This window comes from Flavobacterium xylosi, assembly GCF_042787345.1.
GTDB lineage: Bacteria > Bacteroidota > Bacteroidia > Flavobacteriales > Flavobacteriaceae > Flavobacterium > Flavobacterium xylosi.
On the sequence record NZ_JBHZPZ010000013.1, the window covers coordinates 1 to 25,042 of the forward strand.

At 37.9% G+C, this 25,042-nt stretch carries 31 protein-coding genes; 6 read left to right on the forward strand and 25 right to left on the reverse strand.

Annotated features, from left to right (window positions below; translation table 11 throughout):
- Window positions 1–229: 229 nt before the first annotated feature.
- The gene (locus tag ACFX5E_RS11450) at window positions 230–688 is read right to left on the reverse strand and encodes an Lrp/AsnC family transcriptional regulator (RefSeq protein WP_379855296.1); all 459 of its coding nucleotides are present in this window, start codon (window positions 686–688) and stop codon (window positions 230–232) included.
- A 202-nt stretch (window positions 689–890) separates the two neighbouring features.
- Here ACFX5E_RS11450 and ald point away from each other — a divergent pair, with 202 nt between their 5' ends.
- Window positions 891–2,021 carry an alanine dehydrogenase gene (gene ald / locus ACFX5E_RS11455; RefSeq protein WP_379855297.1) on the forward strand — a complete coding sequence of 377 codons (1,131 nt, stop codon included), beginning with the start codon at window positions 891–893 and terminating at the stop codon, window positions 2,019–2,021.
- A gap of 193 nt (window positions 2,022–2,214) precedes the next feature.
- On the opposite strand, the gene ACFX5E_RS11460 is transcribed toward ald, so the two are convergent.
- The 24 genes from ACFX5E_RS11460 to ACFX5E_RS11575 all read right to left on the reverse strand — a co-directional run bounded on the left by ACFX5E_RS11460 (window position 2,215) and on the right by ACFX5E_RS11575 (window position 20,908).
- The gene (locus ACFX5E_RS11460) at window positions 2,215–3,621 is read right to left on the reverse strand and encodes an APC family permease (RefSeq protein WP_379855298.1); all 1,407 of its coding nucleotides are present in this window, start codon (window positions 3,619–3,621) and stop codon (window positions 2,215–2,217) included.
- A gap of 424 nt (window positions 3,622–4,045) precedes the next feature.
- The gene (locus tag ACFX5E_RS11465; protein WP_379855299.1) at window positions 4,046–4,873 is read right to left on the reverse strand and encodes a DNA adenine methylase; all 828 of its coding nucleotides are present in this window, start codon (window positions 4,871–4,873) and stop codon (window positions 4,046–4,048) included.
- Window positions 4,874–5,070: 197 nt separating this feature from the next.
- Window positions 5,071–5,454: a hypothetical protein gene (locus ACFX5E_RS11470; protein ID WP_379855300.1), complete on the reverse strand. Its 384-nt coding sequence runs from the start codon at window positions 5,452–5,454 to the stop codon at window positions 5,071–5,073.
- A gap of 77 nt (window positions 5,455–5,531) precedes the next feature.
- Window positions 5,532–6,170, reverse strand: a complete 639-nt coding sequence (locus tag ACFX5E_RS11475; RefSeq protein ID WP_379855301.1) for a hypothetical protein — start codon at window positions 6,168–6,170, stop codon at window positions 5,532–5,534.
- Window positions 6,171–6,180: 10 nt separating this feature from the next.
- Window positions 6,181–7,995, reverse strand: a complete 1,815-nt coding sequence (locus tag ACFX5E_RS11480) for a hypothetical protein (protein ID WP_379855302.1) — start codon at window positions 7,993–7,995, stop codon at window positions 6,181–6,183.
- Between the two features lie 4 nt (window positions 7,996–7,999).
- The gene (locus ACFX5E_RS11485) at window positions 8,000–8,779 is read right to left on the reverse strand and encodes a hypothetical protein (protein ID WP_379855303.1); all 780 of its coding nucleotides are present in this window, start codon (window positions 8,777–8,779) and stop codon (window positions 8,000–8,002) included.
- Window positions 8,772–9,257, reverse strand: coding sequence for a hypothetical protein (locus ACFX5E_RS11490; protein WP_379855304.1), 486 nt, complete (start codon window positions 9,255–9,257; stop codon window positions 8,772–8,774). The genes ACFX5E_RS11485 and ACFX5E_RS11490 overlap by 8 nt, the downstream gene beginning before the upstream one ends.
- Window positions 9,247–10,119 (reverse strand): nucleotidyltransferase, encoded by an 873-nt coding sequence (locus ACFX5E_RS11495; protein ID WP_379855305.1) that lies wholly within the window; start codon window positions 10,117–10,119, stop codon window positions 9,247–9,249. Before ACFX5E_RS11495 ends, ACFX5E_RS11490 begins: the two co-directional genes overlap by 11 nt.
- Window positions 10,119–10,409, reverse strand: a complete 291-nt coding sequence (locus tag ACFX5E_RS11500) for a hypothetical protein (RefSeq protein WP_379855306.1) — start codon at window positions 10,407–10,409, stop codon at window positions 10,119–10,121. The genes ACFX5E_RS11495 and ACFX5E_RS11500 overlap by 1 nt, the downstream gene beginning before the upstream one ends.
- Window positions 10,399–10,740, reverse strand: a complete 342-nt coding sequence (locus ACFX5E_RS11505) for a hypothetical protein (RefSeq protein WP_379855307.1) — start codon at window positions 10,738–10,740, stop codon at window positions 10,399–10,401. The genes ACFX5E_RS11500 and ACFX5E_RS11505 overlap by 11 nt, the downstream gene beginning before the upstream one ends.
- Before the next feature lie 5 nt (window positions 10,741–10,745).
- Window positions 10,746–10,955, reverse strand: a complete 210-nt coding sequence (locus ACFX5E_RS11510) for a hypothetical protein (protein WP_379855308.1) — start codon at window positions 10,953–10,955, stop codon at window positions 10,746–10,748.
- Window position 10,956: 1 nt separating this feature from the next.
- Window positions 10,957–11,466 carry a hypothetical protein gene (locus ACFX5E_RS11515; protein WP_379855309.1) on the reverse strand — a complete coding sequence of 170 codons (510 nt, stop codon included), beginning with the start codon at window positions 11,464–11,466 and terminating at the stop codon, window positions 10,957–10,959.
- Window positions 11,466–12,440 (reverse strand): hypothetical protein, encoded by a 975-nt coding sequence (locus ACFX5E_RS11520; protein ID WP_126766945.1) that lies wholly within the window; start codon window positions 12,438–12,440, stop codon window positions 11,466–11,468. The genes ACFX5E_RS11515 and ACFX5E_RS11520 overlap by 1 nt, the downstream gene beginning before the upstream one ends.
- A 1-nt stretch (window position 12,441) precedes the next feature.
- Window positions 12,442–13,104, reverse strand: coding sequence for a DUF6046 domain-containing protein (locus ACFX5E_RS11525; protein ID WP_379855310.1), 663 nt, complete (start codon window positions 13,102–13,104; stop codon window positions 12,442–12,444).
- Between the two features lie 2 nt (window positions 13,105–13,106).
- On the reverse strand, window positions 13,107–15,083 hold the full coding sequence (locus tag ACFX5E_RS11530; RefSeq protein WP_379855311.1) for a phage tail tape measure protein: 1,977 nt from the start codon (window positions 15,081–15,083) through the stop codon (window positions 13,107–13,109).
- A 155-nt stretch (window positions 15,084–15,238) separates the two neighbouring features.
- Window positions 15,239–15,562, reverse strand: a complete 324-nt coding sequence (locus ACFX5E_RS11535) for a hypothetical protein (protein ID WP_126563459.1) — start codon at window positions 15,560–15,562, stop codon at window positions 15,239–15,241.
- 43 nt (window positions 15,563–15,605) lie between these two features.
- Window positions 15,606–16,013 (reverse strand): hypothetical protein, encoded by a 408-nt coding sequence (locus tag ACFX5E_RS11540; RefSeq protein WP_126563460.1) that lies wholly within the window; start codon window positions 16,011–16,013, stop codon window positions 15,606–15,608.
- A gap of 5 nt (window positions 16,014–16,018) precedes the next feature.
- Window positions 16,019–17,212, reverse strand: coding sequence for a DUF2586 family protein (locus ACFX5E_RS11545; RefSeq protein ID WP_379855312.1), 1,194 nt, complete (start codon window positions 17,210–17,212; stop codon window positions 16,019–16,021).
- The gene (locus tag ACFX5E_RS11550; protein ID WP_379855313.1) at window positions 17,212–17,655 is read right to left on the reverse strand and encodes a hypothetical protein; all 444 of its coding nucleotides are present in this window, start codon (window positions 17,653–17,655) and stop codon (window positions 17,212–17,214) included. The genes ACFX5E_RS11545 and ACFX5E_RS11550 overlap by 1 nt, the downstream gene beginning before the upstream one ends.
- A gap of 4 nt (window positions 17,656–17,659) precedes the next feature.
- Window positions 17,660–18,139 carry a hypothetical protein gene (locus tag ACFX5E_RS11555; RefSeq protein ID WP_126766926.1) on the reverse strand — a complete coding sequence of 160 codons (480 nt, stop codon included), beginning with the start codon at window positions 18,137–18,139 and terminating at the stop codon, window positions 17,660–17,662.
- A complete protein-coding gene (locus tag ACFX5E_RS11560) occupies window positions 18,139–18,615 on the reverse strand; it encodes an N-acetylmuramoyl-L-alanine amidase (RefSeq protein ID WP_379855314.1) in 477 nt (158 codons plus the stop codon). Before ACFX5E_RS11560 ends, ACFX5E_RS11555 begins: the two co-directional genes overlap by 1 nt.
- Window positions 18,612–18,938, reverse strand: coding sequence for a hypothetical protein (locus ACFX5E_RS11565; RefSeq protein WP_126563465.1), 327 nt, complete (start codon window positions 18,936–18,938; stop codon window positions 18,612–18,614). Before ACFX5E_RS11565 ends, ACFX5E_RS11560 begins: the two co-directional genes overlap by 4 nt.
- Before the next feature lie 68 nt (window positions 18,939–19,006).
- Complete coding sequence (locus tag ACFX5E_RS11570; protein ID WP_126766924.1) at window positions 19,007–19,903, reverse strand: phage major capsid protein; 897 nt, start codon at window positions 19,901–19,903, stop codon at window positions 19,007–19,009.
- Between the two features lie 6 nt (window positions 19,904–19,909).
- Entirely contained in the window at window positions 19,910–20,908 is a 999-nt protein-coding gene (locus ACFX5E_RS11575; RefSeq protein ID WP_379855315.1) for an HK97 family phage prohead protease, read from the reverse strand.
- Window positions 20,909–21,097: 189 nt separating this feature from the next.
- Between ACFX5E_RS11575 and ACFX5E_RS11580 the strand changes: the two genes are divergently transcribed.
- Genes ACFX5E_RS11580 through ACFX5E_RS11600 form a run of 5 tightly spaced genes read left to right on the forward strand, consistent with a single transcriptional unit; the run spans window position 21,098 to window position 25,036 of the window.
- Complete coding sequence (locus tag ACFX5E_RS11580) at window positions 21,098–21,661, forward strand: terminase gpP N-terminus-related DNA-binding protein (RefSeq protein ID WP_379855316.1); 564 nt, start codon at window positions 21,098–21,100, stop codon at window positions 21,659–21,661.
- Window positions 21,648–23,174, forward strand: coding sequence for a hypothetical protein (locus ACFX5E_RS11585; protein WP_379855317.1), 1,527 nt, complete (start codon window positions 21,648–21,650; stop codon window positions 23,172–23,174). Before ACFX5E_RS11580 ends, ACFX5E_RS11585 begins: the two co-directional genes overlap by 14 nt.
- A gap of 3 nt (window positions 23,175–23,177) precedes the next feature.
- Window positions 23,178–23,330 carry a hypothetical protein gene (locus ACFX5E_RS11590; protein WP_379855318.1) on the forward strand — a complete coding sequence of 51 codons (153 nt, stop codon included), beginning with the start codon at window positions 23,178–23,180 and terminating at the stop codon, window positions 23,328–23,330.
- A 1-nt stretch (window position 23,331) separates the two neighbouring features.
- A complete protein-coding gene (locus tag ACFX5E_RS11595; protein ID WP_379855319.1) occupies window positions 23,332–23,793 on the forward strand; it encodes a phage protein Gp36 family protein in 462 nt (153 codons plus the stop codon).
- Window position 23,794: 1 nt separating this feature from the next.
- Complete coding sequence (locus ACFX5E_RS11600; RefSeq protein WP_379855320.1) at window positions 23,795–25,036, forward strand: phage portal protein family protein; 1,242 nt, start codon at window positions 23,795–23,797, stop codon at window positions 25,034–25,036.
- Window positions 25,037–25,042: the final 6 nt, after the last annotated feature.

Sequence of the window (25,042 nt, forward strand, 5' to 3'; positions counted from 1 at the left end):
TCAGGAGCAAATAAAGAACATTTATTCCATTCGAGAGAGAGGACTTTAAAGTCCTTTCTTTTGAAAAAATATCTTTATCTTTTCCCTAAAGTTGCATTAATTAGTTGAATCTAGTATACATAGAAACATAGGTTTTGTTATTTAATGGGTTTATACCGCTCTTTTTCTATGTTTCTATGTGTTTAAGTTTTATGTCAGTGTTGAAATTTTACAATGAGATCTGGAAACTCTAAATTGGCAACACGGTCGTGCTCTTCACCTCCGAAATAACAAAAAAAGTATTAATTAAAGAAACCTCCGGTAAAATCGACAATTTTTTTTGGTGAAAATGATGGTAACTTTCCATGTCTGGCAATACGATTTTAAGCATGTAGTCAAAACTTCCCGACACGAAATTACATTCGACCACTTCGGGGAAATTTAATATTGATTGATTAAATCCTTCCGAGATATCATAATTCTGTTTAATTAGCGTCACCTGACAATAAACAGTAAGGTTTATACCCAATTTTTTCTTGTTCAAAATAGATACATATTTTTCGATAATACCCTCTTTTTCAAGTCGTTTCACCCGATCATGAACCGGTGTAAGCGAAAGATTTATTTTGTTGGCGATATCTTTTAAGGTCATATGCGCATCTTCCTGAAGAAGACGTAAGATTTTTTTGTCGGTTGCGTCTAAAATCATGATTTATTTCGATTATTTAAAGATGAATTATCAGATGTTTTTTCTTTTTAGAAAGATAAAAAAATAATATTCAGAAAAATTTACTGTAAAAATACCAAATAAAATGAATATTTTCTTAATTTAATACCATCGACTACTAATATTTTCTTTATGCATTATTTTTGTTGTAGAAATAGTCACTAAATCAATTATACTTATACATATGATAATCGGAATCCCAAAAGAAATCAAAAATAATGAAAATCGTGTAGCACTTACACCTGCAGGTGTCGCTGAATTCAAAAAACACGGACATGTTGTTTACGTTCAAGCATCTGCTGGAGAAAACAGTGGTTTTAGTGATAAAGCCTACGCGGAAGCTGGAGCTGAATTATTGCCAACAATTGAAGATGTTTACAGCATTGCTGAAATGATCATCAAAGTAAAAGAGCCTATAGCTTCTGAATATCCTTTGATCAAAAAAGACCAATTATTGTTTACCTATTTTCACTTTGCTTCTTCTGAGCCATTAACATATGCTATGATTGAGCGTGAAGCAGTATGTTTAGCTTACGAAACTGTTGAAAAAGCAGACCGTAGCTTGCCTTTATTAGTACCAATGTCAGAAGTGGCAGGACGTATGTCAATTCAAGAAGGTGCTAAATATTTAGAGAAACCATTGAAAGGAAAAGGAATCCTTTTAGGTGGAGTTCCGGGAGTTCCTCCTGCTAAAGTTTTAGTTTTAGGTGGTGGAATAGTAGGAACACAAGCAGCTAAAATGGCTGCTGGTTTTGGTGCTCAAGTAACTATTATGGATGTAAGTTTAGCGCGTTTGCGTTACTTATCTGATGTGATGCCTGCTAATGTGACTACTGTAATGTCAAACCATTACAACATCGTTGAAGCAATTGCTACCGCTGATTTAGTTATTGGTGCAGTATTGATTCCAGGTGCAAAAGCGCCACATTTAATCACTCGTGATATGTTGAAATTAATGGCTCCGGGAACTGTAGTAGTTGACGTAGCAGTTGATCAAGGTGGATGTATCGAAACATGTACCCCTACAACTCACGAAGATCCAACATTCATCATTGATGATATCGTTCACTATTGTGTAGCGAATATGCCAGGTGCAGTTCCTTATACTTCTACTTTAGCGTTGACAAATGCGACTTTACCTTATGCATTGCAATTAGCAAACAAAGGATGGAGAAAAGCATGTGAAGACAATGAAGAATTAAGAAAAGGATTGAACGTAGCTAACGGTAAAATCGTTTACAGAGGAGTTGCTGACGCTTGGGGATTACCTTTCAACGAAGTAGAATCTGTACTGAATGATTTAGCTACCGCTTAATTAATTCGAAAAAATAAAGCAACAAGATTAGTCTTGTTGCTATAAATCAAAAATCCGTCCGGTTATTAAAACGAGACGGATTTTTTTATTAAATTATTAGATCTTTAAATCTGAAAACTGATTACTGAAAACAAATCGCTAAATACTGCGACTGAACACTGATCACTGAACACTGAACACTGAACACTGCAAACTACTCCTTCGCTTTCGTCAAGTAATAAATCGGAATTCCAATCAGCATAATCAAAACGCCCCATCCACTTGTACTTGTTTTTGTATACAACAGTGCTAAACAAATGGCACTTGCAATAACAATATAAAGTCCCGGTAAAAACGGATATCCAAAAGCTTTATACGGTCTTTCGGCATCAGGCATTTTCTTGCGGAGAATGAATATTCCTAAGATAGTCAAGATATAAAATATCAAAACGATGATTACCACAAAATCCAATAAATCACCATATTTCCCTGTCAGACACAAAGCCGAAGCCCAAATACACTGCGCCCAGATAGACCATGCCGGAACACTCGCTTTATTCAATTCGGCAGCTTTCTTGAAGAAAAGACCGTCTTGCGCCATCGTATAATAGACTCTGGCACCCGCCATAATCAATCCGTTGTTACAGGCAAAAGTCGAAATCATAATCATCACAGCAATAATCAAAGTCCCAACGGATCCAAAGATAACCTGCGAAGCGACAACCGCCACACGATCAGACTCGGCAGTGGCAATACCTTGCAAAGGCACAACAGCCAAATACATTACATTAGCCAAAATATAAATAACGCTAACGATTAAAGTTCCTAAGAACAAACTCAATCCCACATTGCGTTTTGGATTTTTAATTTCCCCAGCAATAAAAGTCACCCCTTCCCACGCCACACTCGAGAACAACGAACCCACTAAAGCTGCCGAAATTGCCGAAATCAATGTCGTTCCGCTTATTGGCATCCACGAACCGGTAGCCACATCCATAGATTGTGAAGCCCAGGCATTGGTCCAGTTTGCATCCCAAACTTCCGCTTTTGCGGCCATGAAACCAAAAATAATCAAACCTGCCAAAGACAGAATTTTGATTACGGTAAGAACCGTTTGTAAAATCTTAGAGTTTTTCACCCCACGGCTATTGATGTAACTCAATAAAATAATGGTAACAATAGAAACAATCTGTGCGGCATTGAGTTTGAAATCGCCAATCTCATACAAAATATTTTTATCGCTCAAAGGCGCATACAAATAGGCGGCAAATTTAGCAAAAGCCACACCCACGGCAGCAATTGTACCCGTTTGAATCACTGCAAAGAAACTCCAACCGTATAGAAAACCCACCAGTTTCCCGTACGCTTCCTTGATATACACATATTGCCCTCCGGCTTTAGGAAACATAGCACTCAATTCACCGTAACTCACGGCAGCAATCACAGTAATGACGCCCGTAAGCACCCACATGGCAATCAACCAACCGGCTGAACCCAACTGCCGAACCATATCCGAGCTTACAATAAATATCCCGGAACCTATCATAGACCCAACCACAAGCATGGTTCCGTCGAGTAATCCTAATTCTCTTTTAAAATCTTCTGGTTTTTGGTCTTCCATATATTGGGTTTTTGGTTTTTAGTTGGCTAAAGATATACTTTTTTTGGAAATTTCAGAAAATGGAGCCGAAAATGACAAACTCGTTTTTTGTTTTGGGCGTGCCCTTGCGTAAAAACTCCAGGTCGGGCTCTTCGCTGTATCCACGCTAAAAAGCGTGGGATGCCGCTTCCATCCCTCACGCGCAACTGAAATAACAATAGTATTTATCCCTTTCAAGAAAATTTGTAAGAAATTTATAAGAAAATTTTAATATATTTGAAAAAATATAAAGCGACAATCAGTAGCTACAATTACCCATTTTTGGGTGTATAGTATAATCGGAAAATCGAAAAGTACACAATTACATAACGAAAAGTATCATAAAAACATAAAAGCCAGTACACAACGTACTGGCTTTTTAAACATAGTTTAAACACTATTTAAACTATTTATATATCATTATATCCGTATAGCTTGCATTAAAATTGATTGTAGCGTTCATGGTGGCCGTAGTTGCACCAGTAAACGGGTTACTCATAGGCGTTTTTGTCTCAATCCAATCACATAGTTCAATGATTGACGACTTGTTTGAAGTAAAATAAAAATACTTCGTACCGTCCAGAACCCGCAAGACATCAAGATAATCCTTTAACTTCCAATAGCTCTTATATGTCCCGGCATCAGTAGACAAGTACGGAGGATCAACTAAAAACACCACGTTAGGCAAATCCTTGTATTTAGCGAATAACTCTTTGTAGCATAAGCATACTACCTCTAAGCCATCTAAATACCCTGAAGCATCATAATTTGACTGCCTAACACAATTGTAAAGTGTCTCTTTTTCTAAGTATTCAAACGCAAGCACGTACTTCATGCTAAACAATATACTCGAGGACAATGTAATATAATCCACATATCCTTGCTCGTCAGCGATTCTAATGCGCTCTATGACTTCATCTCTAACAAGACCGGTTATCTTACTATCTTTAGGATAATCTTTCAATATAAGCCTTAAATCACTTATCAATACATTCGTGTTATTAATGTTTTCAAGGCGTTCCCGATAATTGTCAAAGTCATTATAAATAACTTTAGCGTCTGGATAAATTGATTTGACAGTGTGGCTAAGCAAACCACTTCCTCCAAACATATCCACATAAGTAGCTGTTGGTGAATAGCTTTCTAATGCAGGTTTAAACTGCTTTAGAAACTTTCTTTTCTGACCCATAAACGGCAAAGGTGCCGTTGTAAAAATTTTCTTTTTTGATTCCATTCGATTTTTGATTGATGATTGATTATTAATTTTAATTTGATTTACTTTGCAGTTCTCACGGAATTTATAAAACATAACAAAGCCAGCACTAGAAGACTTATGTCCTCCAACGCTGGCTTTGTGCTAAATATAAATTACCGTGAGAAGTTTTTTTATTTGTTGGAGGACTATTTTTTAACGTCCCATCCTCCTGAGAACTACATTAAAATCCGATAATCTTTTTCAAAATTTATCATTTGTTGGCCGGTGATGTAACCCCGTTTATAATTCGCATACATAACATGCAGCGTGCCTATTAATTTCAACAAAAGGAAGTTTACCCAAGACAATTGGCCTCTTCCGGTACGCTCCATTTCTTTGGCATATAGCCAGTCACCTTTCCATTTAGTGTAAAAATCCGCTGCGATGTTGTAAGCAACGCAATGATAATCGTGAAGCATAGCGTTGATGTCCAGTCCCGGTATATGGCACAAATCTTTTACAAATGTTGCCCCATCGTAATCACTTGGATTTTGACAGAAATAATCATAAGCCCTCAAATAAACCTCACGCTTTACAACATCATATCGCTGTGACTTCATATACAACACAAGCTCTATTCTACACTTTTTAAGCGTGTCCGGGTGTTGTAAAAAGTAAGTAGATTTTGAGCCTAACATTACTGTAAATTCATTAAGATTAAATTCTTTACCGTGATTTCAGTACCGAAAACAAGATTATTAAAAACCGCATTAATATCAGGATCAGTTTCTCCATTTATGGCAGTTACTAAATTGGTTTTCTTTCCCGTTTTTAGGTAATAATCATAATGCTGTGTATATCTGGCGTAAAGCAGCGCATACAAATTTGGGTTTTTAGCCTGCAAATAATCATCTGCATTGTAACGCTCCGTTTTTAGAATTTGCCTTTGTTTTTGGCTCGAAAAACCAACAACAGTCTCCGTGCCATCACCCACAAATACTGGCTGTAAATCAAAATATTCAGGTTGCTTGTTTTTGGTGTAAGCGATTTCACCCGCCCAGTCCAAGTAATGAATAGATTTTCCAACGCCTAAAAAAGTATTTGGCCACTCAACACCATTATGAATGTGAATACCATATAATTTCTCATATGTTATCCTGATTGCTTCCTTGTCTTTTTCAGCATAATAAGACTTTGAAACCCATTGGCCTTTCATATCGATAATCTTCTCTTTAGTGGTGAAAAAAGAAAGGTTATCGAAATTTATATCACTTAGTGTATTACCAAGCGTTTGGAACTTTTCTAAGAAATGATCTAATACTATTTGTGCGCGCATAATTTTATTTTTAGACTAATTCAATGTATTTTAAATTTATAATGTTTGAGTATTTAATACTGACTTTTAAATATAAATTTTCAGTTAATGTACTTGTTAAATTAGATTTTAAAACGCCTGAGACGAAAAATTGCAAAACTCCATTAGACCACTTAAATTCACAATTATAATTTTCCATATTTGAAAGTCTTTCTAAGTATGTAAGACCTCCGATGTTTGACTCAAGAGGAATCAATAAGCCTTGGTTTGGTGTTTCGATATAAATCTTGTTATTTCCGCCTCCTTCTAATTGAAACTGGAAACCGTATATTTTTACGCCTGACGCATTTACTAACTCTAAAATATTATATCTATCTCCGATGCTAAAAGCACCTAAAGGCGTCCTTTGCACGTTAAACCTTATTGACAGTTTTTTTGTGTAGTCAATCAATTTGTTCCATTTTGCGCCCTGAGGTACATTGTAATTTGTTAAAACTGCTTCGCCTGTGCGAGTAAAATCAGGGTTAGAAACTATATCTGTCCAATCTGCCGAAGTAGGTTGATAAACAGTACCTAAAACAATTAATAAAGCATTATTAAAAACCGATTGAATCCCATTATTTAAAGTAACCGCATAACTTCCTTCTATGGCTCCTGTGGTTACATTTACCAAAACTAAATTGTCGCTTTTGAAAGTGATGTAGTTTATGGTTTGTCCTGCAATAGCAACGGTCATAGTTGGCGTAAAAAATGCGCCTTTTAGCGTGAAATTTGTCGTGGTTGAGGGTTGTGTTGAATCAGGAACTAAAACTTCCAAGTACGGTGCCGGTGCCGTTGCAATAGTGTACATTTTTAGGTTTCCTAGTGCATCCGTGCTTAAAACTTTATTTGTAGGCAACTGCCCATCATTACGAGTACTTGGGTAATTGCTTAATCTTATGTCTTTATTCAAAAACTCCGTTATTTCAAGAACATTGGCTGCAACAATCGCCGGTTGTCCAGTTCCAAAACTTCTACCTCTTAAATTCAATTCAAAAACTCGACCCGTATCCGTTAAGTTATACTTTACAATTTCACTTGCTCCAACCACCAGAACCGGGTTAAGCGCATTGATATAAGTAACAAATCCCGCAACATTTTGAGTTGTTAATGCGGTTGACAGGATAGGTTTAACGGTTGTACTAATACTTCCTAATCCTGCAAGCTTTGTAATTTCGGCAGCATTAATAAGGCGTTCGCCCGCAACTTTATCAACTTTATTACCTACAACAGTTGTCAAGGCATCAAACAAACCCTTTAAAACTTTCACCGTTTCTGCCGTAGCTGCTTTCGTGGTACCACCGGTGGTCAGGTCGTTTATCAAGATGGTACTTAGTGACGTTTCAACCGTTTTAATTGCGTTTACAATTTCCTGAACTGTGTCCAGGTTAACATCATTAGATGTAAGCAAGGTATTGATAGCGTCAATTTGCGTTTTCAATGTTTTAACCGTTTCGGCACTGGCCAAAGAAGTAGCACCACCCGTAACCAAGTCATTAACAATATTCAAATATTCACTGGCTATTTTTGCAAACTCGTTCAAAGGAACATAACCACCGGCAACGCCTTTTTGTGTTTTGTCTTCTTTGGTATCAAACAACCCGGCATGCGCTGCTGCATCTGTTTTATGCGCATCAAATTGCGCTTTTTCTGCTTTGGCATTCAAGACCGCTGTAAGACCTGCTATTGCACTTTGTGGTATTTGCTCGAGCTTATTCCAAAAACTACCCCAAGAAGCCCAAAATTGAGCCTGTGTAGGTTTCTTTCCGGTCATAAACCAGTCATATATTTGCGCTATTGTTACCATAATGTTATCCTATATAAATGATGTAAGCTAATGTGTAGTAAGGCGGCCTATTTTCGTGAGGTGTTCCAGTACCTGAAGAACCCGTTGTAAAAGAACCGCTTTGCTCATTATTTTTGTTTAAAGCCCTTACGCCGCTGCCAGTTTCCGACACCTCTTGGTCCAATTGATATTGCGTGTAAGTATGCGTGTGTGGTCCATTATTTGCGGCGGTCAAACTCACTTTTTTTGAACCTCCCGCATTTCCAATGGTGTCATAATCGGGATCAGAAGGATCATAACCTACTATAAACTGACCCTGTAAAGGTGGAGTTCCGTTTGTCCCGTCACACAGTTGCCAGCCCATCGGGATATTAGCAACCAAGCCGCAATACAATTGTGGATTAGTACCCGGTGGCAATATCCTACTTTGGAAATTCCGCAACGAATCAACCCTTTCAAAATCAGCCCATAGCCACGAAGTTGTAGCAGTTCCAAACGTAGCATACCGTTTAGTATGTACTTCCTTGATAACACCATTTTTAAAAGCCCTGTTAACGGCTTCCTCAATGATAATTACATCAGGAGTTCCGGCACCATCAGCCTCACGAAAATCAATCACTTCGCCATTGATGTAAACAACGCCATTACCTACCGTTGTTCCTGTTAGCGTGCATCCTGAAATAATGGTAAAGTTACCCGCCAATGCTCCCAATGAGTTGAAAATAGAGTAAGCCGTTTGCAGTTCCTGCAATCTTTCGGCCTTTAGTGGGTAACCGCCTGTTAGTATAAAAGTTGATTTATTCATCTATAAAAATATTATAGCGTTTGCCGCCTGCTTTATAAAATTTAATATGTGCGTGTAGTCCATCCAGTTGCGTGTTATAAATGGTTTCCGGAACATAGACAATGAAGTCTAAACCTGTGTCCGCCGTTTCGGGTTCTGTACGAAGCCACAGCGTTTCATCTTCAGATTCTGTCTCAAGCCAAACATCAATATCTTCAGCCTCAGTAAAGATGTATTGTGTATCAAACAACAAACCATTGCCTATATAAATTCGCCTTTCTACAGGATCAAATTTGTCGTTTAGCGAACCTCTTAAATAACATATTTGGCTCGTATGATCTAACTTGTAAATGTTATCTATTCGCCAGTTGTACCACTTGTAATAAAGATCATTTAGCGGCTTCAAAACTATTTGAGCCACCGCGGAAACCGAGGGCTTACGTAGGGCTATTGGTATTTGATCCAGTGCTAAAATATTCCAGTCTATCTTAAACCACATAGCTTATATTGTCAAATGTTACTATCTCGAAATAACCGCTTTCAGCCACTTTAGATATAAAAATGGGTTGTGGTACTCCATAACCGCTTAGTGCAGGATCAATCCAAGAACTTTCAGCAGCAAGCAAAGTGGCATCCAAAACGCCTGGTATTAATTGTAACTTGTCTATCAATGCCGACAAACGCAATTCGCCATTAAACTTTAGTTCTTTCATAAATTCCTGCAAGGCTTCATTTACTGGATAATTACCAACCAGTTTATCCATTCCCGTTTCGGTAAACAGCAATACATCACGTTTGATTCTCAGGTTCAAATAAAGCTTGTCGGCCTTATAATTAATGATGGTCACTTCAACCCCGGCAACACGAATTTCATTGATGTAAGCCTCGATGGCTTCCACTTGTGCAGGGTCGTCAAAATCGGTAAGAACGCCATTCACTTCACCTGCTATTTTAAGAATAACACGACTACTGTCTTCAGCTTCATTTATGGCTGCATACTTAATTATTTTTGAATCTTCAATTTGCGTAATTGTTGCATTTCCATTATCAAAATAATCTTTGTCCTGGACTAAATCAAAACCGTATTGAAATCGCAAAGCCATTGTGCGGTACCAAGGAAGCGTCCCCGCTTTTTCATTGGCCAATCGCTCGTTAACTTCACGGGCGTGTTGGTCAAAAAACTGCTCGTGAACAAAGAGAGCCAAAGCCATAATTTCAAATAAAATATTTTCCAAACTGAGTAATGAAAATTCAGCATCAAACGAAGCTCCAACAGAAAAACCATATTTATAAGCCAAGTTTTCATTTGCCATAAACGGCGTTGTAATTTCCGATTTGATTTGTGTTTTAGTTCTTCCCATTATCCTACTATAAATGTGTTTTCGATTATCATTGCACCAATACCTTCATCAGCTACAATAAGCTCGTGGTTTTGTTTTGTTATCGCGGTCGCACATCTATTGCTATCTTTAAATAATGATGAAATAGATTTAGTAATCGTACCCGAATAAGTCAATATGGTACCAATGGCCAATAAGTCCGTTATTGACACATTATTTTCAATAGCCATTGCAAAAGCATTATCAACCGATCCTGTCATCTCAATTACTTTATCTAAAAAACTCTGTCCTTGATATACTTTACTTTCCATATTCGGCTACTATTTTAAAAGGTTTACCCTCAAACAAATCCAACTCACTTACTACCAATCCATCCTTTTTTAAATGCTCCCTGATCTTGTGGCGAAAAGCCAAATAATCCTCACTCAAAACTATATCCTCTATTCCCACTCCTAAATCAGGGTTTGATTTCAGTTCCCCCTGGTGCGCTAATAGCATAAGTGAAATATTTTGTTCTAGTGTAACTCCTATAACCAAGCCACCAACAATTTTGTTGGAGCTGTCACGAATGGGTTCAATTTTTAAATCCAAAATATCGCCTGTGTCGTTATGGTCGTTTACTTGTATCCCTATGCCTTTCATATTGTCTAACTTATGGTTCCGGTTCCGCTTCCGGTGTGACTCGTAGCCGTTCCAGTTGTGGCAACAGTTACATTTACCGTCCCTGATTTTACAAACACATCAATTCCATCACTTAATCGTGTGGCGAAATCCTCAATAGAATTTTCCTCTTTGGTTAGCATATCGGTAAGTATTGCTTTGATCGCTTCTTTTAATCCCGCTTTATTTAACCCCATTTTAATTGCTATTTAAAAGTGTTTTAAACTTTGTGTCCAATGCCGTCAATTTGGCTTTAGTTGAGGCTGCTATTTGTCCTGGTCCCGCTGGTGTCAAAATAATGGCGTTGCTTATTTCTTTTATCAGGTCAGAAACTAAAGCCCCAAAATTGGCGCCGCTCTTTTTTAAAGTTACTTTCCCGGTGGTACCATCAACAACAAATTCAAAATCGCCTTTCTTATATCGAATGCTTTCAACGGCATCAACTTTCAAAACTATCAAACCGCTTAAAGTCCCTGTTTGGCTCATTAATATAACCTCACTATCTAACTTTGGAACAATCAAAAAATGATCATCATCATCTTCCGAAATAGTCGCTTTCAATCGCACGTCAGACAAAACCAACTCACTCAACAAGCGCACAGTACAAGTGTCATTTTCAACCGATACAACGGTTGCAGTAATCGCTAAATTTGGAGCTATTCCTAAAGCTTCAATCAATGCCTTTTTTATTTCTGCAGATGTATCCATTATTTAACTGATAATTTAACTCCTAATTTTACAGTTCTCTTACAACCCGCTTCACTTACAGAAGTAACAACACCCACAACGTAGTAGGTTCCGTCCTTTTCTGGATAATCTTCATCCTTAATTTTAGCCGAATAGGTGGGTTTCACAAATGGAATTAACCAACCGTCAATACTTCCCTCATACATATCAGCAGAACGGCGAATGAGTTCTGCATTGGCTATTTTTGGCAAATCTTGCGGACTCACAGAACCTACTTTTAGCGTTATCTTTTCGCCTCCTGTAGTTCCTGCTGTATAGCTTTCAACTTTCCCTTTTACATTAGTACTTTCAACTATAACCTCGACTTTACGGTCGATGGCTTCTTTATATTCTAATGAACTTTTTTCAACGTTCACCTGCATGGAGTAAATGACTTCACCGCTTTTTTCTAAATAAGGCGGATGAATATGTAACTCCTTTTTATCCGTGTTGAAATAGATGTTGGCTTTCGTTTCCTCGGCCAGTTTTTTTAAAACATCAAATCCAGTGGCTTGATGAATGACAAACTTTTCGTAAGCAATGTCATAATCACAAACTAATTTATAACCTGGATTAATTTGGGAGAGTAAGGATTGTGCAATTTTAGCCATTGTGGTAGGCTTCATTTCGATATCTTTAACGCCTACACGAAACAAAAACAAAGCATCTTCACAAAGAATTTTCAAAGAACTATCGTTAGTCACTATGTCTTTTACATAGCCCACAAATTCCGTTATTAAAACTTCATCATAACCTAATTGTACAGCCACTTCTGTGCCTCTACCAATGCGGTCGCCAATATTCAAAACCTGATTCATTACCGCCTCTGGTAACGTTATGGTGGCTGTATCTACTAGATTATCCACGCTTTCGTCAATATCAATGGCGGCAATCGTTTCTAACCTGTAGGTAACACCCGCATTTTTAAACTTTACACTCCAGTTAATATCAAACATGTTATTTATTTTCTTCGATAACTAGTAGGTTGTAAAAGTCATCACTTGTTAATTTTAAATCATAAGCCTGCACATTTTCCCCTTTGGTAAAAGGGAAAGTGTAATCCTCAACAACTACTTTTATAATGCCTAAAATTTCCAAAGGCGCACAATAGATATAAAACTCTTTGTTGTACTTCAAAAACTCAAAAAGCTTTCGCATTTGTGCTCTAGGAAAACAATCTTCAAACTTTCCAGTTGTTAAACTTCCCATCAAAACACCCGTAACTGTAATATCAAAATCCTTTCGATTCCAGCGTTCCTTTATTGTACCAATCAATTTATCGCCTTGTTTAGCAACATTTCTTTTTATTACGGTATTTCCTGAACTTATTGTAATCATAGGCTCATAAGGGAATAACCATCTTTGTCCATTTTCAGTTAAACTAAAAGACAACGAAAAAAACTGTTGTTCTTCAGGAATTGGCAAATCCGTTTGGTTAATCAACCACGAAGGATTCAAATTCTCTTGAGCAATCACATTTTCATTTTGAAAGGGTAGAAAAGGAATTCTAGGTAAAACGTGTTTACTTAATTCATTTTGTACTAATTGGGTTCGCTGATACGTTTTAATGTTAGCCGTACCCATCAAACTAGCGAATAGTATGTCTTTATCTGTTAGCATAATTATCCTGTTGCTGTTGTGGCCATTGCCAAAATTCTTAATAATTCGTCAGCCACTTCGCTGCCTGCTTTGTTAGCTGCATCTTTGCCACTTATCACTACATCTTTCAAACCGTTCAGCTCTTTGATGGTGATAGTGATATAATTGTGTTTGGTACCGCCTGTGGCAACGGCTTCGTTTGATTTTTTAGCACTAGCAGAACCTCCGCCAGAACTTCCCGCTCCACCTTTTGAAGCGGCGCCAGGAATAGTTCCTGCGTCGGCAATGCCTGCATCATCTGTTTTACTCTCTTTTTTCCATTTTACGGAATCATAAGCCGCTTTAAATTCCATTCCTGCTGCGACTGCAGTAGAAGCAGCCTTTTTATAGCCCGCTTTGATAGATTCTTTCCGAGCTTCAACATCGCTGTTTAGTTTGGATATCTCAGCAGAATTGGCTTTGCTGTCGCCAAGACCAGCCATATTTTTAAACTTATACCATGCAATTTGAATCTTATCAATTCCAATCATAATGCCGTTTACCATAGTATTAAATTGTGCTTTAACAGTTTCGACATAAGCCGTAAACAATAATTTTGCACCAGTAACGGTATGTTTCCAGGCATTACCCCAACCTTCTGTTTTTGAAACCACCCAAACAATAGCTGCTGCCAAAGCCATAATTCCAATAACAACCCATATAATAGGATTCATTGCCATTACAGTATTAAATGCAGTTTGAATTCCTGTCCATACTGCAGTAGCGCCAGAAACAGTCCCAGTCCATAATGCCTGTAGTTTTGTCGCACTGGTTACTGTTGAAATAATGGTACCCGCTCCTTGAAAAATGGGCATTAAATTGCTGAAATCTCTAGCAGTGTTTCCAAGAATATTAGTGTAAGCTAATAAACCATTTGAACCATTGAATAAGGATATTTTAAAGTCATCAATTTGAGCCTGTAACTGCTTGTTTTTTTCTGAAGGGGCTTCCATTATAATAGCTGCCTGCTCATAAGCACTATTAGTTCCACTCACGGCTGTTGTAAGGCGTTCCGCTTCGTTAATACCCGCAATCATAGCTATGGCCGCATTACTATTTTCTTTACCAAAAAGCTTTGTAACCAAAGCTTGATCTGTCATTATGCTTTTTAGCGGTTTTAATCGCTCTGACAACGAAATAGAGTTATCAGTAAGTTTATTAATGTTTACTCCAGCACTGGTTAATTCTGCTTTTACATCTTTTGGTAAAAAACGACCTTGAGCTAATGTTGCCATTACGTTACGCAAAGCAACACCACCTTCAGCTCCTTTTTTTCCGTTTTTATCAAGTACCTGAATAAATGCATTCGTTTCTTCAAAGGAAACATTTGCCGTTTTTGCAGCCAATCCTGATTGTTCTAAGGCTTGAGCAATTTGTGGCAATTCAGCAGAACCTTCTTTGGCAGATGCGGCCATCACATTGTTCATCTTTGCCATTTCTTTGGATGCCTTTATTGGATCAGCCAAAGAAACTTGGTATTGATTCATCGCTGTGGTAAGAACGTTTGTTGCAGCAACAGTATCGCCACCCATCAATTTACTTGTAATCGATGCTTCTTTACCCATTGCTTTCAAAGCGATAGGGACTTTTCCTATTTCGGGAGACAATTGCGAAAGAATCAACTTGTATGATTCCGCACTATCAGCTGCAGCACCTCCAAACGTTTTGGCGTTCTCGCGTGCATAACCTTCAATTTCTTTTAATTTGCTTCCCGTTACTCCTGTAATTGCGGATAGGTCATAAAGACTTGTACTCAACTTTATCCCTGGATCATTCATTGCTGTCAGTCCATCGGCTGCAGAACTTATATTTTGAATTAAGTTGTTTAACCGTAATCCATTCAACTGCTTTTGAACTTTGTCAATTCCTGTATGTACATTAGTTTGAAACTTATTGAATGAGGAATTTACCTTATCAAAGTTTTCATTAATTTGTATGATATAGGATAAGGTATTGCTCATTTATGCGTTTTCTTTTTTTCGAATGTATTCCAGTTCTTTGTATCGTTGCGCCCACTCTTCGTCTGACAAGTCATCAGGATTGGCTATACTCATGTAATAGCGCAATTGGGCATTTGTGATGCGAAACCAGTCGTTTTCGTCAACAACTGATGACTCTAGTACTTTACCAGCTCCGCTTTTTTAAATTCAATTACTTGGTCTAGTTTTGAAGAGGCAGCAAGAAACAAACTATCATTTGTTAAAATGTCTTCGTCACCACCCAACCAGCAATTTTTTAAAATCACTTCATTAAACTTCATCGGGTCAGAGCCTACTTGTGAGGCAAAGCTTAATGCCTTGCGGTCTGGCTTTTTTAAATAACAAACTTTGTCCTCGATTACGATTCCAAAAAATTCACCGTGTGTGGCTTTCCATTCTTCTAATTGTTCAGGAGACGCTGTATTGGTTCCTTCTACTACTTTGTATGTTGGTGTGTTCATTTGTTGTTTTTATTAAATAATCCCGATTGCTCGGGATTATTGGTTATACATTTTTCATTCCTAATGCTAAGAATGGTAAGGTTACTGGCATAAACTTGTCGCCTTGTTTGGCAGCTTCTTCTGACTCTGTAAAACTTACTCCAGAAATTCTTTTCGTGCGAATCACATCGCCAGATGATGGATTACCATAACAAATAAGCATATCCACTTTAGCGTCCAAGATGTTGCCGCCTGCAGCATCTTCTAAGGCATCATAACCAGACTTTAGTAATTCAATCTCACCTTCGTAAGCATCATTCCCGCTCTGAATAGCAAATGGCTGACGGCCTTTTGCATATATTGGCTCTTTTTCACGTTTCTTTTTAGCTTTTACAGCGCGAATCGTCAATAAATCAACTCCTCCCAAAATGACAGTTATATCCGCCCACTCGTATTCTCTTGTGTTAAACATATTTTCTAAGAGTTAAGGTTATAGCCTATTGTAAATTCGAGATATCTACCGTAGCCTTTTGGTTTCACTTGTACTTTTCCTTTAATGATTCCAGTAGTAGCCACGTTATTAGTAGTATCTACTAAACATTGTACTCCTGTATCATTTGCCTTGGTCTTGTCAACCGAAAGCTCATTTCTTGCACTCATTTCTTGTGCAATCACGCGCTCCATTTCGGCCTCTATGGTTCTGGCGTCAATTGGCGATAGTTTCCCACCATCTAACAAATCAAAATCATCCAAAACGTAGTTGGTTAATACTCCATTAGCTAAAACATAGGCTTTATCAATAACACGTCTACGAGTTAAGAAATGATAATCATCCTCAACCGTACAAGCCAAATGATCATCGACAAAATAGTAACCCGATTTGCCAACGTGAGTAGTCAGGGTAATAAGTCCTTTGTCATACAAAGCATCAATATTGACTTGCTCAATTGGTGTGTCCAGGACAAAGAACTCTAAAGGTTTCAATGCGCCATCTCTAACACGACCTACATTTACATGTACTTGGTTCTTAGCGATACGACCTCCTAAAACTCCAACTGCAGCACCTTTGGAAGCTGTTGTACCAGTTCTGGTTTCGGTATCACCAATTAAAACCGCAACACGGTTGTAAGTGGTTGCCGAAAAGCCTATTAGATCGGCAGGAACTCCCGTATAATTGTAGCCTTCGATAACAAAAACAACTGGGTGTATTTTGTTTATAGTGAAATCATCAGCAATAGTTTGAGCCGCCGCTAATGTGGCAGGAAAACCCGTTCTTATTCCTGCAGTAACCACCATTTCTGCAACGCTTGGAGCATATTTCAACAACACAAAACGGATTCGTCTGTTTGATGCCATTAATGGAACTTCACTTGCAGCCACTAATTGATCTAAAGTTTGGGTTTTGGCAACGCCATAAATCCAAAGCTCAGTACCGTCTCCCGCTTCAGCATAAAACTCCTTGATGGTTTTGTGCAATTCATAGTTAGAAATTCCACCTATGATGCCCAATGTTTCGGCTTCTTTCAAACTAAACACTGTATAAACAGTATTTAAAGCAAAAGTTCCGTTTGCCACGGCACTTGCCACAATAGAGCAAATTCCATCGGGGCTTGTAGCGACAACCCCAAGGTTGCCGTTTTCAAAGCCTATACTTACTTTTGGTTTTCCCATTATTCTTGAGTATTAACTCCTTCTTGTGCGCTTGCTTTCGCCGCAACTAACAAAGGAAAGATTGTATCTTTTTTCTCGTTTTCTGCTTCTAATCCTAATGTTTTGAATAATTTCAAAGCCTCAGGATATTTAGTGGTTTCGGGGTTAAATTCAAGTAATGCTTGAGCTAATTCCATTTGGTACTGAATAGCTTTTTGCCTTTTAGCTTCTTCATCTGCTTTTAGCTTTTCAGCCGCTTCGAATTCTGCCATTTCTAGGTCGGCATCCGTCAACTCCTCTTCATCAACTACCTGTAATTCCTTTTCGTTAAAAATAGGTTCAACGCTTTTATCCTTTAAGGTTTTGGCGTGGTTCTTTGCGTCAGTCTCTTGATAAAATGGCGTTCCGTCCGAAGTGATGTACGCTTTCTTTAAGTCTGGATTTGTTTCAAAAATTTTGTGCATGATTTTATGTGATTTTAGATTTTACAAATAGCCAAACCGCTAATAAAAGCGAAAGGATGGCGAAGATTCGAAATAGTTTAATTTGTGTTTCCTGCCACCAAGTCAGTTTATTTACTTCGACCGGTACCCTGATGACTTCATTACTCGTTTGATGTGTGTTTTTATAATGAGCGAGTAACTCCTGAGCTCGTGCCTCACAGTCAATTTTCAACTGGTTGTTATCCAGCCGAACCGTTGGGCTTTTTAATGTGCGCCCTGGTTCGGCTTTAGTAACATTTTTTATAACAACCTTACCGTTCTGGCATTCTAGCAATGCTTGATAAGAACTGCTATCTTTTTCTATCTTAAAAAGGGTGTCATGGATAGTTTCTTTGATAGTGATGGTTTGCGTTTTGTTTTCAAACGTGGCGGGCTTCGAACTTCCGCAAGAAGCCAGTACCACGAGTGAGAAAAACAACAACACAATGTGTTTTAGTGATTTCATTAATACTCTTTTTTAGCGTCAAACGAAGGACATTCTTTAATGCGCTCCCAACTTTCAATGATTCCGTTTTTGTTCAAATCGGGTGAAAAGTCACGATGTCCTTGAATGATAATTTTGTTTGTGTTTGCGTTTTTCTGTAACCATTGCTGAGCCTCTTTAATACAACTTTTAAGGGCTGTTTTTTGGGCTTCCGTTCGGGTGTCTTTGGCTTTCCAAATTGGTTGTTGCGTCGTTCCCTTATTTTCAACACCTCCTACATAACAGATATTGATTGTTTGCTCGTTGAAACCTAAAACACCGTTTGATGTTTTGCTAAAATCAAGTAGCTTGTGTATTGTTCCATCCACTTCAATTAAGCGGTGGTATCCAGGAGACTTCCATCCTTTGGTTTTCCAAAAAGCCTCTATTGATTCCCGCTTACCGAAACCAGCCGAACAATGAATAGCGATGTATTTTATTTCTTTAGCCGTTCTCATGCTTTTCCGTTTAACTGTTTGAACTTCTTTATTTCATTGATCAAAGTTTCGTTTGACACCATTAACTCTTGTATGTGCTGACGTAACTGTTTTTTCTCAATATCTTGGCTTTCAATTATTTTATCCCTTTCAGCTACTTTAATATTGAGATTATCGATAATTTCAAGGCATTGATTAATTCTTTTGGTGGCATCGTCTAGTAAGTTTTGATAAAACAAAGCTGACTTAGTCCCATTATCAATTTCAGTACTTTTACGGCTGAAAAACCAAGTAATCAAAGCGGCAAAAAATGCGGTTAGCGTGGGGTAGATAAATTGTTCCATTAAGGTGTTTTAAAAAAAGGCTACTACATTTTGCAGTAGCCTTTTGTTATAGGTTCTAGTTTTTGGCACTAGTAGATTGATCCAATGAATCTGCTCTCAAACGGCAACGCCATAAAGTAATGACGGTAGTTTAAAAGGTTAGCTTGGTTTCCAGTATCAGTAGATGCTGCAGTAAAATACTGTTTTGTTAAACCAGTTTTCTTTGCAATTCCACCTTTCCAAAAAGCAACAGACCCTTCACGGTCTCCAACTGCTTTAACAGCTCCAAATGCTTTTTTCACACCCGCGCTAGTGTACAAAGGATTTCCGTTATATTGGAACAATTCAAAACCTGCAATCATTGGCGCTGGCATTCCAGTTCTATAATTAACAAGTTGATCCCCAAAGTTTTTACGGTCAATTAGCAAGTCGTTCCAATGCTTAGTTGACAACACGATTCTTCTTTCAGTTGGATCAACTTCATCAGCATCGAATTTATCTTTAAGCGCAACAAGGTCATCATACTGCAAAGTTGCTATGCCTCCAACTGCCGTTCCTGTAGCTGCAATTACTGGTGTAGCTGCTGTTGTAGAAGTTGGCGCAATAGAGTGAATTGCTTTTTTGAACTTTTTAGTTAAAATCGCTCTGACATGACTACGAGTTGTAGCGTCAATTTTATCATAAGCAGAACCTATGATTTGGTCATCTGAAACCGAAGTGGCTTTCGTTTGATACTTGTCAATAGACAATACCACCCCATCATCGGAATACGCTTGAATTGGAATTGGATAAACATTATTGTTTACCAATACATCAGGATTAAAATTCGCACGTGGAATATTAATCACCGTAAGCTCAGATGCAGAACCCTCTTCAAGAACTGTAAAGTCAGCATCAAGTTCTGGAATCCCGTCTAGCCAAGGCGCAACGGATTGGTTGGTTATATTTTGAATAACCCTTCTTACCCAAATTTCTGGAAAATTCATATTTTATTATTTAATTGATTCTACTAATTTTTGGTACTCATTTGGATTGTCCGCCTTGAATGACAGTTGATCACCAACTGACAACTTTTGGAATTCCTCCATAGTTGCTACCGTTGGAGCTCCTCCGGTTCCTCCTGGAACAATTACACCCGCACCCAAATTTTGTTTTGCGGGGATAGAATCCAATGTGGTTTGCAATACTTCAGGTGAAGTAATTCCCAATTGTACAAAGGCTTCTTTTTTGTCTGCAGGGATTTTACCCTGAGTGACCGCCAAATCAACCTTTTGGGTTGCGGCTAATTTTACTGCAGCTTCTTGAGCTTCTTTGGCAGTTTGTGCCGCTAATTTCAGCCCAGCATTTTCGGCTGTTAAGTCAGTTACTTGTTTAGATAAGCCTAATACTTTGGCTTCTACATCAGCAACGTCGAGCCCATCCTTTGGCTGGTCTTTAAAGCTTAAGGCCATAAGAGCAGCTACGCTTAAAATGATTTTGTTCATATCTGTTTTTGAGTTTAAATTTTCAGGGATTTCGTTTATTTTTTCGGTTACGGATAAACAAAGAGATTTTATATCCTCTTCTTTCATGAGTTCGCCATCCACACTATAAATAGCGATTGCGCCTTTGTTGGATGGTACTGGAATAATTGAACCTTCCGCTAGTTCACATTCCATCATTATGAGGCGGTCACCTACTTTTTGAACGCTATCCCAATTGGGTATAATTCCCATGGAGCAGCCTTTCAAATAGCCGCGGTCTACTTTACCAGCGACGTCTTTACCTAGATTCGTTTCTTCATCGAAATGGGGTTTTAGTTTTAACAGTCCGTTTTCTTTCAAGGAGTCAGACCAGTTCCCAATAACATTTTCATTCGAGTTTATATGGTTGTTCAACATGACTGGATTGTCATTAAAGCGGTCCATTTTAATTCCCAAAGTATTAATGTAAAACCCGTATGAGTTTTTCACATTTTCGTCATTAAAAACAAAGTATTCCGGTCTGGCCATTTGTATGAGTTTTGGTCGGCAGTTATTGCCTTTTGAGACGACAAAGATTAGCTAAACACAAGTCTCAAAAAAACAACAGCACAGCAACCGAACACTTGTGTTTGAGAACCTTACAGAGTTGTAAAGCAAGTAAACAGTAATTTTTTTAAAAGCCTCTTATCTGTCAACTTTGCTATTAAATACGCAAATATGGGAGTCAAAAAACAGGTTGAACATGACCTAGCAAAAAGGTATTATGTTAACGATGGTTTAAGTCAAAAAGAGATTGCTGAACGCTTGAAACTAACTGAAAAAACCGTTGGTGCTTGGGTCAAAAAAGGAGATTGGGACAAAGAAAAAGTTTCATTATTAGTTACCAAGGACAATCAAATCACGTCATTATACGGTCAATTACAAGCCGTAAATGATGAGATAAAGACACGCCTGGTTGTTCGTGATATTCCCAACTTTATGTTGAAACCTATAAAACTAAAAGATAGCTCCGGGGACGAAAAACTAGAGTATCCTGTATATAAAGCTGAAGACTACCCCATTTTGATTGGAAACTTTCCAAATTCAAAAGACACCGATATGATCTCCAAGCTCACCACCGCTATTAAGCGATTGGAAACGGAGACGAATATTGGCGAAACCATATCAGTTGCTAAAAATCTAGTTCTTTTTATTAGAAGTATTGATTCTGCCTTTGCTAATCAGTTAACGACCTATTGTGATGCCTTTATCAAACAAAAAATGAGCGATGGCACTAAGTAGAAAAGATAAAGAACAAATTTTAGCTTGGGATGCCTTTGTAGTCAATCAATACAGAGCAACACCTGTTGATTTGAATGAAACGGCAACCGAAAAACTAAAAAGGATTGCGTATTTAGAAGCGCATCCAGAGGAATGGTACAAGTACTATTTTCCAAATTTTTATACTTCAGAACCCGCACCATTTCATAAAAAGGCAACCAAGCGTGTTCTTGACAATCCCGAATGGTATGAAGTGCGTTCCTGGGCGAGAGATTTGTCTAAGTCCGGTAGAACCATGATGGACGTTCTTTTGCTAACTATGACAGGTAAAAAGAAAACCGTTGTACTTACATCCGCTACTTATGATGATGCTTCAAGGCTGTTGAAACCATACAAAACAATTCTTGAAGTTAATGATCGATTAAAAAATGATTATGGAGACCAAAAAGCGTTAAGTGGTTGGGAAGAGGGAGATTTCACCACCAAGAAAGGCGTTTCATTTAGAGCCGTTGGAGCAGGTCAATCCCCTCGTGGAACTCGTAATGATGCCGCACGCCCAGACTTAATATTGATTGATGATATTGATACCGATGTGGATTGTAATAATCCTGAAACAATTGAAAAGAAATACCAATGGATTGAAACTGCTTTAATTCCAACCCGTTCCATTTCGGTGCCGTTGTTAATTATTGCCTGTGGTAATATCATTGCCAAATATTGCTGTATTACTGAAATGGCAAAAAAAGCCAACATTCACGACATTGTAAATATTCGAGACAAAAACGGAGTTTCTACGTGGCCACAACGTAACACAGAGGCATTGATTGATTTAGCTTTTAGAACCATGACTACTAGTGCGATTCAAAAAGAGTATTTCAACAACCCTATTCGTGTTGGTAAGTTATTCAAAAAAGTACATTGGGCTAAATGCCCACCGCTTCGAGCTTGTGAACATGTGTTGATTTATTCCGATCCAGCCACCAGTAATAAAGACAATAAAAACAGCTCTCGAAAATTTACTGGAGTTATTGGGTATCGACAAGGAAATTTTTATTTATACAAGGTTTGGCTAGACAATATGACTCAACAAACTTTTGTAACAAACCTATATCATGCTCACGATTGGGTTAAGAGTAAAAAGGTAGACACCTTTAAGAACTGGATAGAAAACAACTCCCTACAAGAACCATTTTGGGAGCAAGTTTTAAAACCTCTCGTGAAAGCTGTCGCTAAAATTCTCAATAGAATTCCGCTTTTTATGTCATTAGATAAAAGAAAAAAAGACGACAAATACACTCGTATCGAGGGAACTATTGAGCCTATTCACAAACAAGGATGTCTGTATTTTAATATTGATGAAAAAGACAATCCAAGTATGCAAAAGATGGAGGAGGAATTTCTTGGAGTGGCTCCCAACTCCAAAATGATGGATGGACCCGATGGATTAGAAGGTGGTGTTTGGATTATTCAAAACATAGCGAGCAAAGAAAATTCACAGTATGTAGTAGGACACATTAACAATCGAAAATATTAAAGTATGAGAAAAGTAATTTATCAAATAGGTGTTGACTTTTTAGGCTTTCCGGTTTATGTGGAACATTATATATACCAGGACAAATTAAAAGATGTTCAACACGAAAAAAAGAACCATTGGGTGCGGGTTGTTGAAAAAATAATAAAACAGCATTAATATGTTTATAAATAAAGAAGATTTAGGTAGTGTCATTTATGACTATCAACTAGACCAAATTACGGAAGGTAATAATGATTTAGTAGCTCAAGCCTGTAGTGCGGCTATTGAAGAGGCTAGAAGTTATTTAACCCCAAATACTGACAACAAAAAATGGTTGGATGGGCGATTATTGTACGATGTCGAAAATATTTTCAATAAGGTAGGTAACGACCGCCACTCGTTAGTAGTACAACATTGCTGCACACTCGCGAAGTGGTATGTAGCAGAATTGTGTAACGCCGACTTTATCTATGAAAAGGCAAAGGACCGCTATGACCGTGCGACTAGTTGGTTTACAAAAGTAGCCACAGGAACAATAAACGTTTCATCCTTGCCACAATTAGTGCGAGACGAAACTACGGCAGGCGACAAACAACCTTTTGAATTCGGTTCAAGAACAAAATTTAATCACGATTATTAAGATGGGACAAGAAGTAACAAAAAGAAATTCAATTTTTGAGTTAGCTGATAAAACAGGAGCTTGGAAAGTAAAAGGACCAAGTACAAACTATATTTCTGGAATTGTTCCAAAAACAATTAGCCAAACACGTCAGGACATCAAGACCTGGACCAATGCCCAAAACATGGCAATGGTAGAAGAGAATCCAAAATTCTTTCCTATTCAAAATCTGTATGACAATATCCTGAAAGATTTGCATTTGCAGTCACAGGTAAATAATCGAATGCTTAAATCATTGAGCCGACCTTTCAGCATCAAAAATGCAGATGGCAAAACCAATGATGATCTAACCACTTTACTCCAGGACAAAGGCTATGTTTTTCAAATCAACAAAGCCATTTTAGAAACTATTTTTAGGCGTCATTCACTTGGTGAGTTCTCCTATAAATTGGTTAATAATGAGCCTGTATTGACATTTGATTGCATTGCACGCCAAAACGTTGATCCTGTAACCGGCTATTTATATTATGACTATACTGACGATAAAAAAATAAAGTATAGAGAACAGAAAGAATACGGGTCCTGGTTAATTGAGTTTGGCGAAAAAAACACCACTTTAGGATTATTAGATGGCTGTGTACCTATGGTATTATTTAAACGTTTTGGTGGCAGTTGTTGGAGTGAATTGTGTGAGATTTATGGGATTCCTCCACGTGTTATGAAAACGAATACTCAAGACAGAGTAATGGTCAATCGAGCTAAACAAATGATGGCTGATATGGGATCAGCTGCCTACTTTATCATTGATGATTCTGAAAGCTTCGAGTTTGCCAAAGGTGTTAGTACCAATGGTGATGTGTATGCTAATTTATTGCAATATTGTAACAATGAGCTATCGATGGGGGTTTCGGGAACCGTGGTAGGTCAAGACACAAAAAACGGTTCAAACGGCAAAGAAAAAACCTCGATTGGTATTCTTGACGATTTAGTAGATAGTGATTTGTCATTGATTGAACAATGCTGGCGTGATACCGTTATTCCTGCCTTACAAACTTTAGGAATACTTCCTCCAGGCGTGATGTATAAATACGATGCAACGGAGGATTTAGTGGTACTTTGGAAAATGGTAACCGAGGCGGCTAACTTTTTAGAGATTGACCCTAAATGGGTAGAGTCAAAATTTGGTCTAAAAGTATTAGGGACAAAACAGACTACACCACCCACTAATTTATCGCTTAATCTTGACGATGGTTTTTTCGTCTAAGCCCTG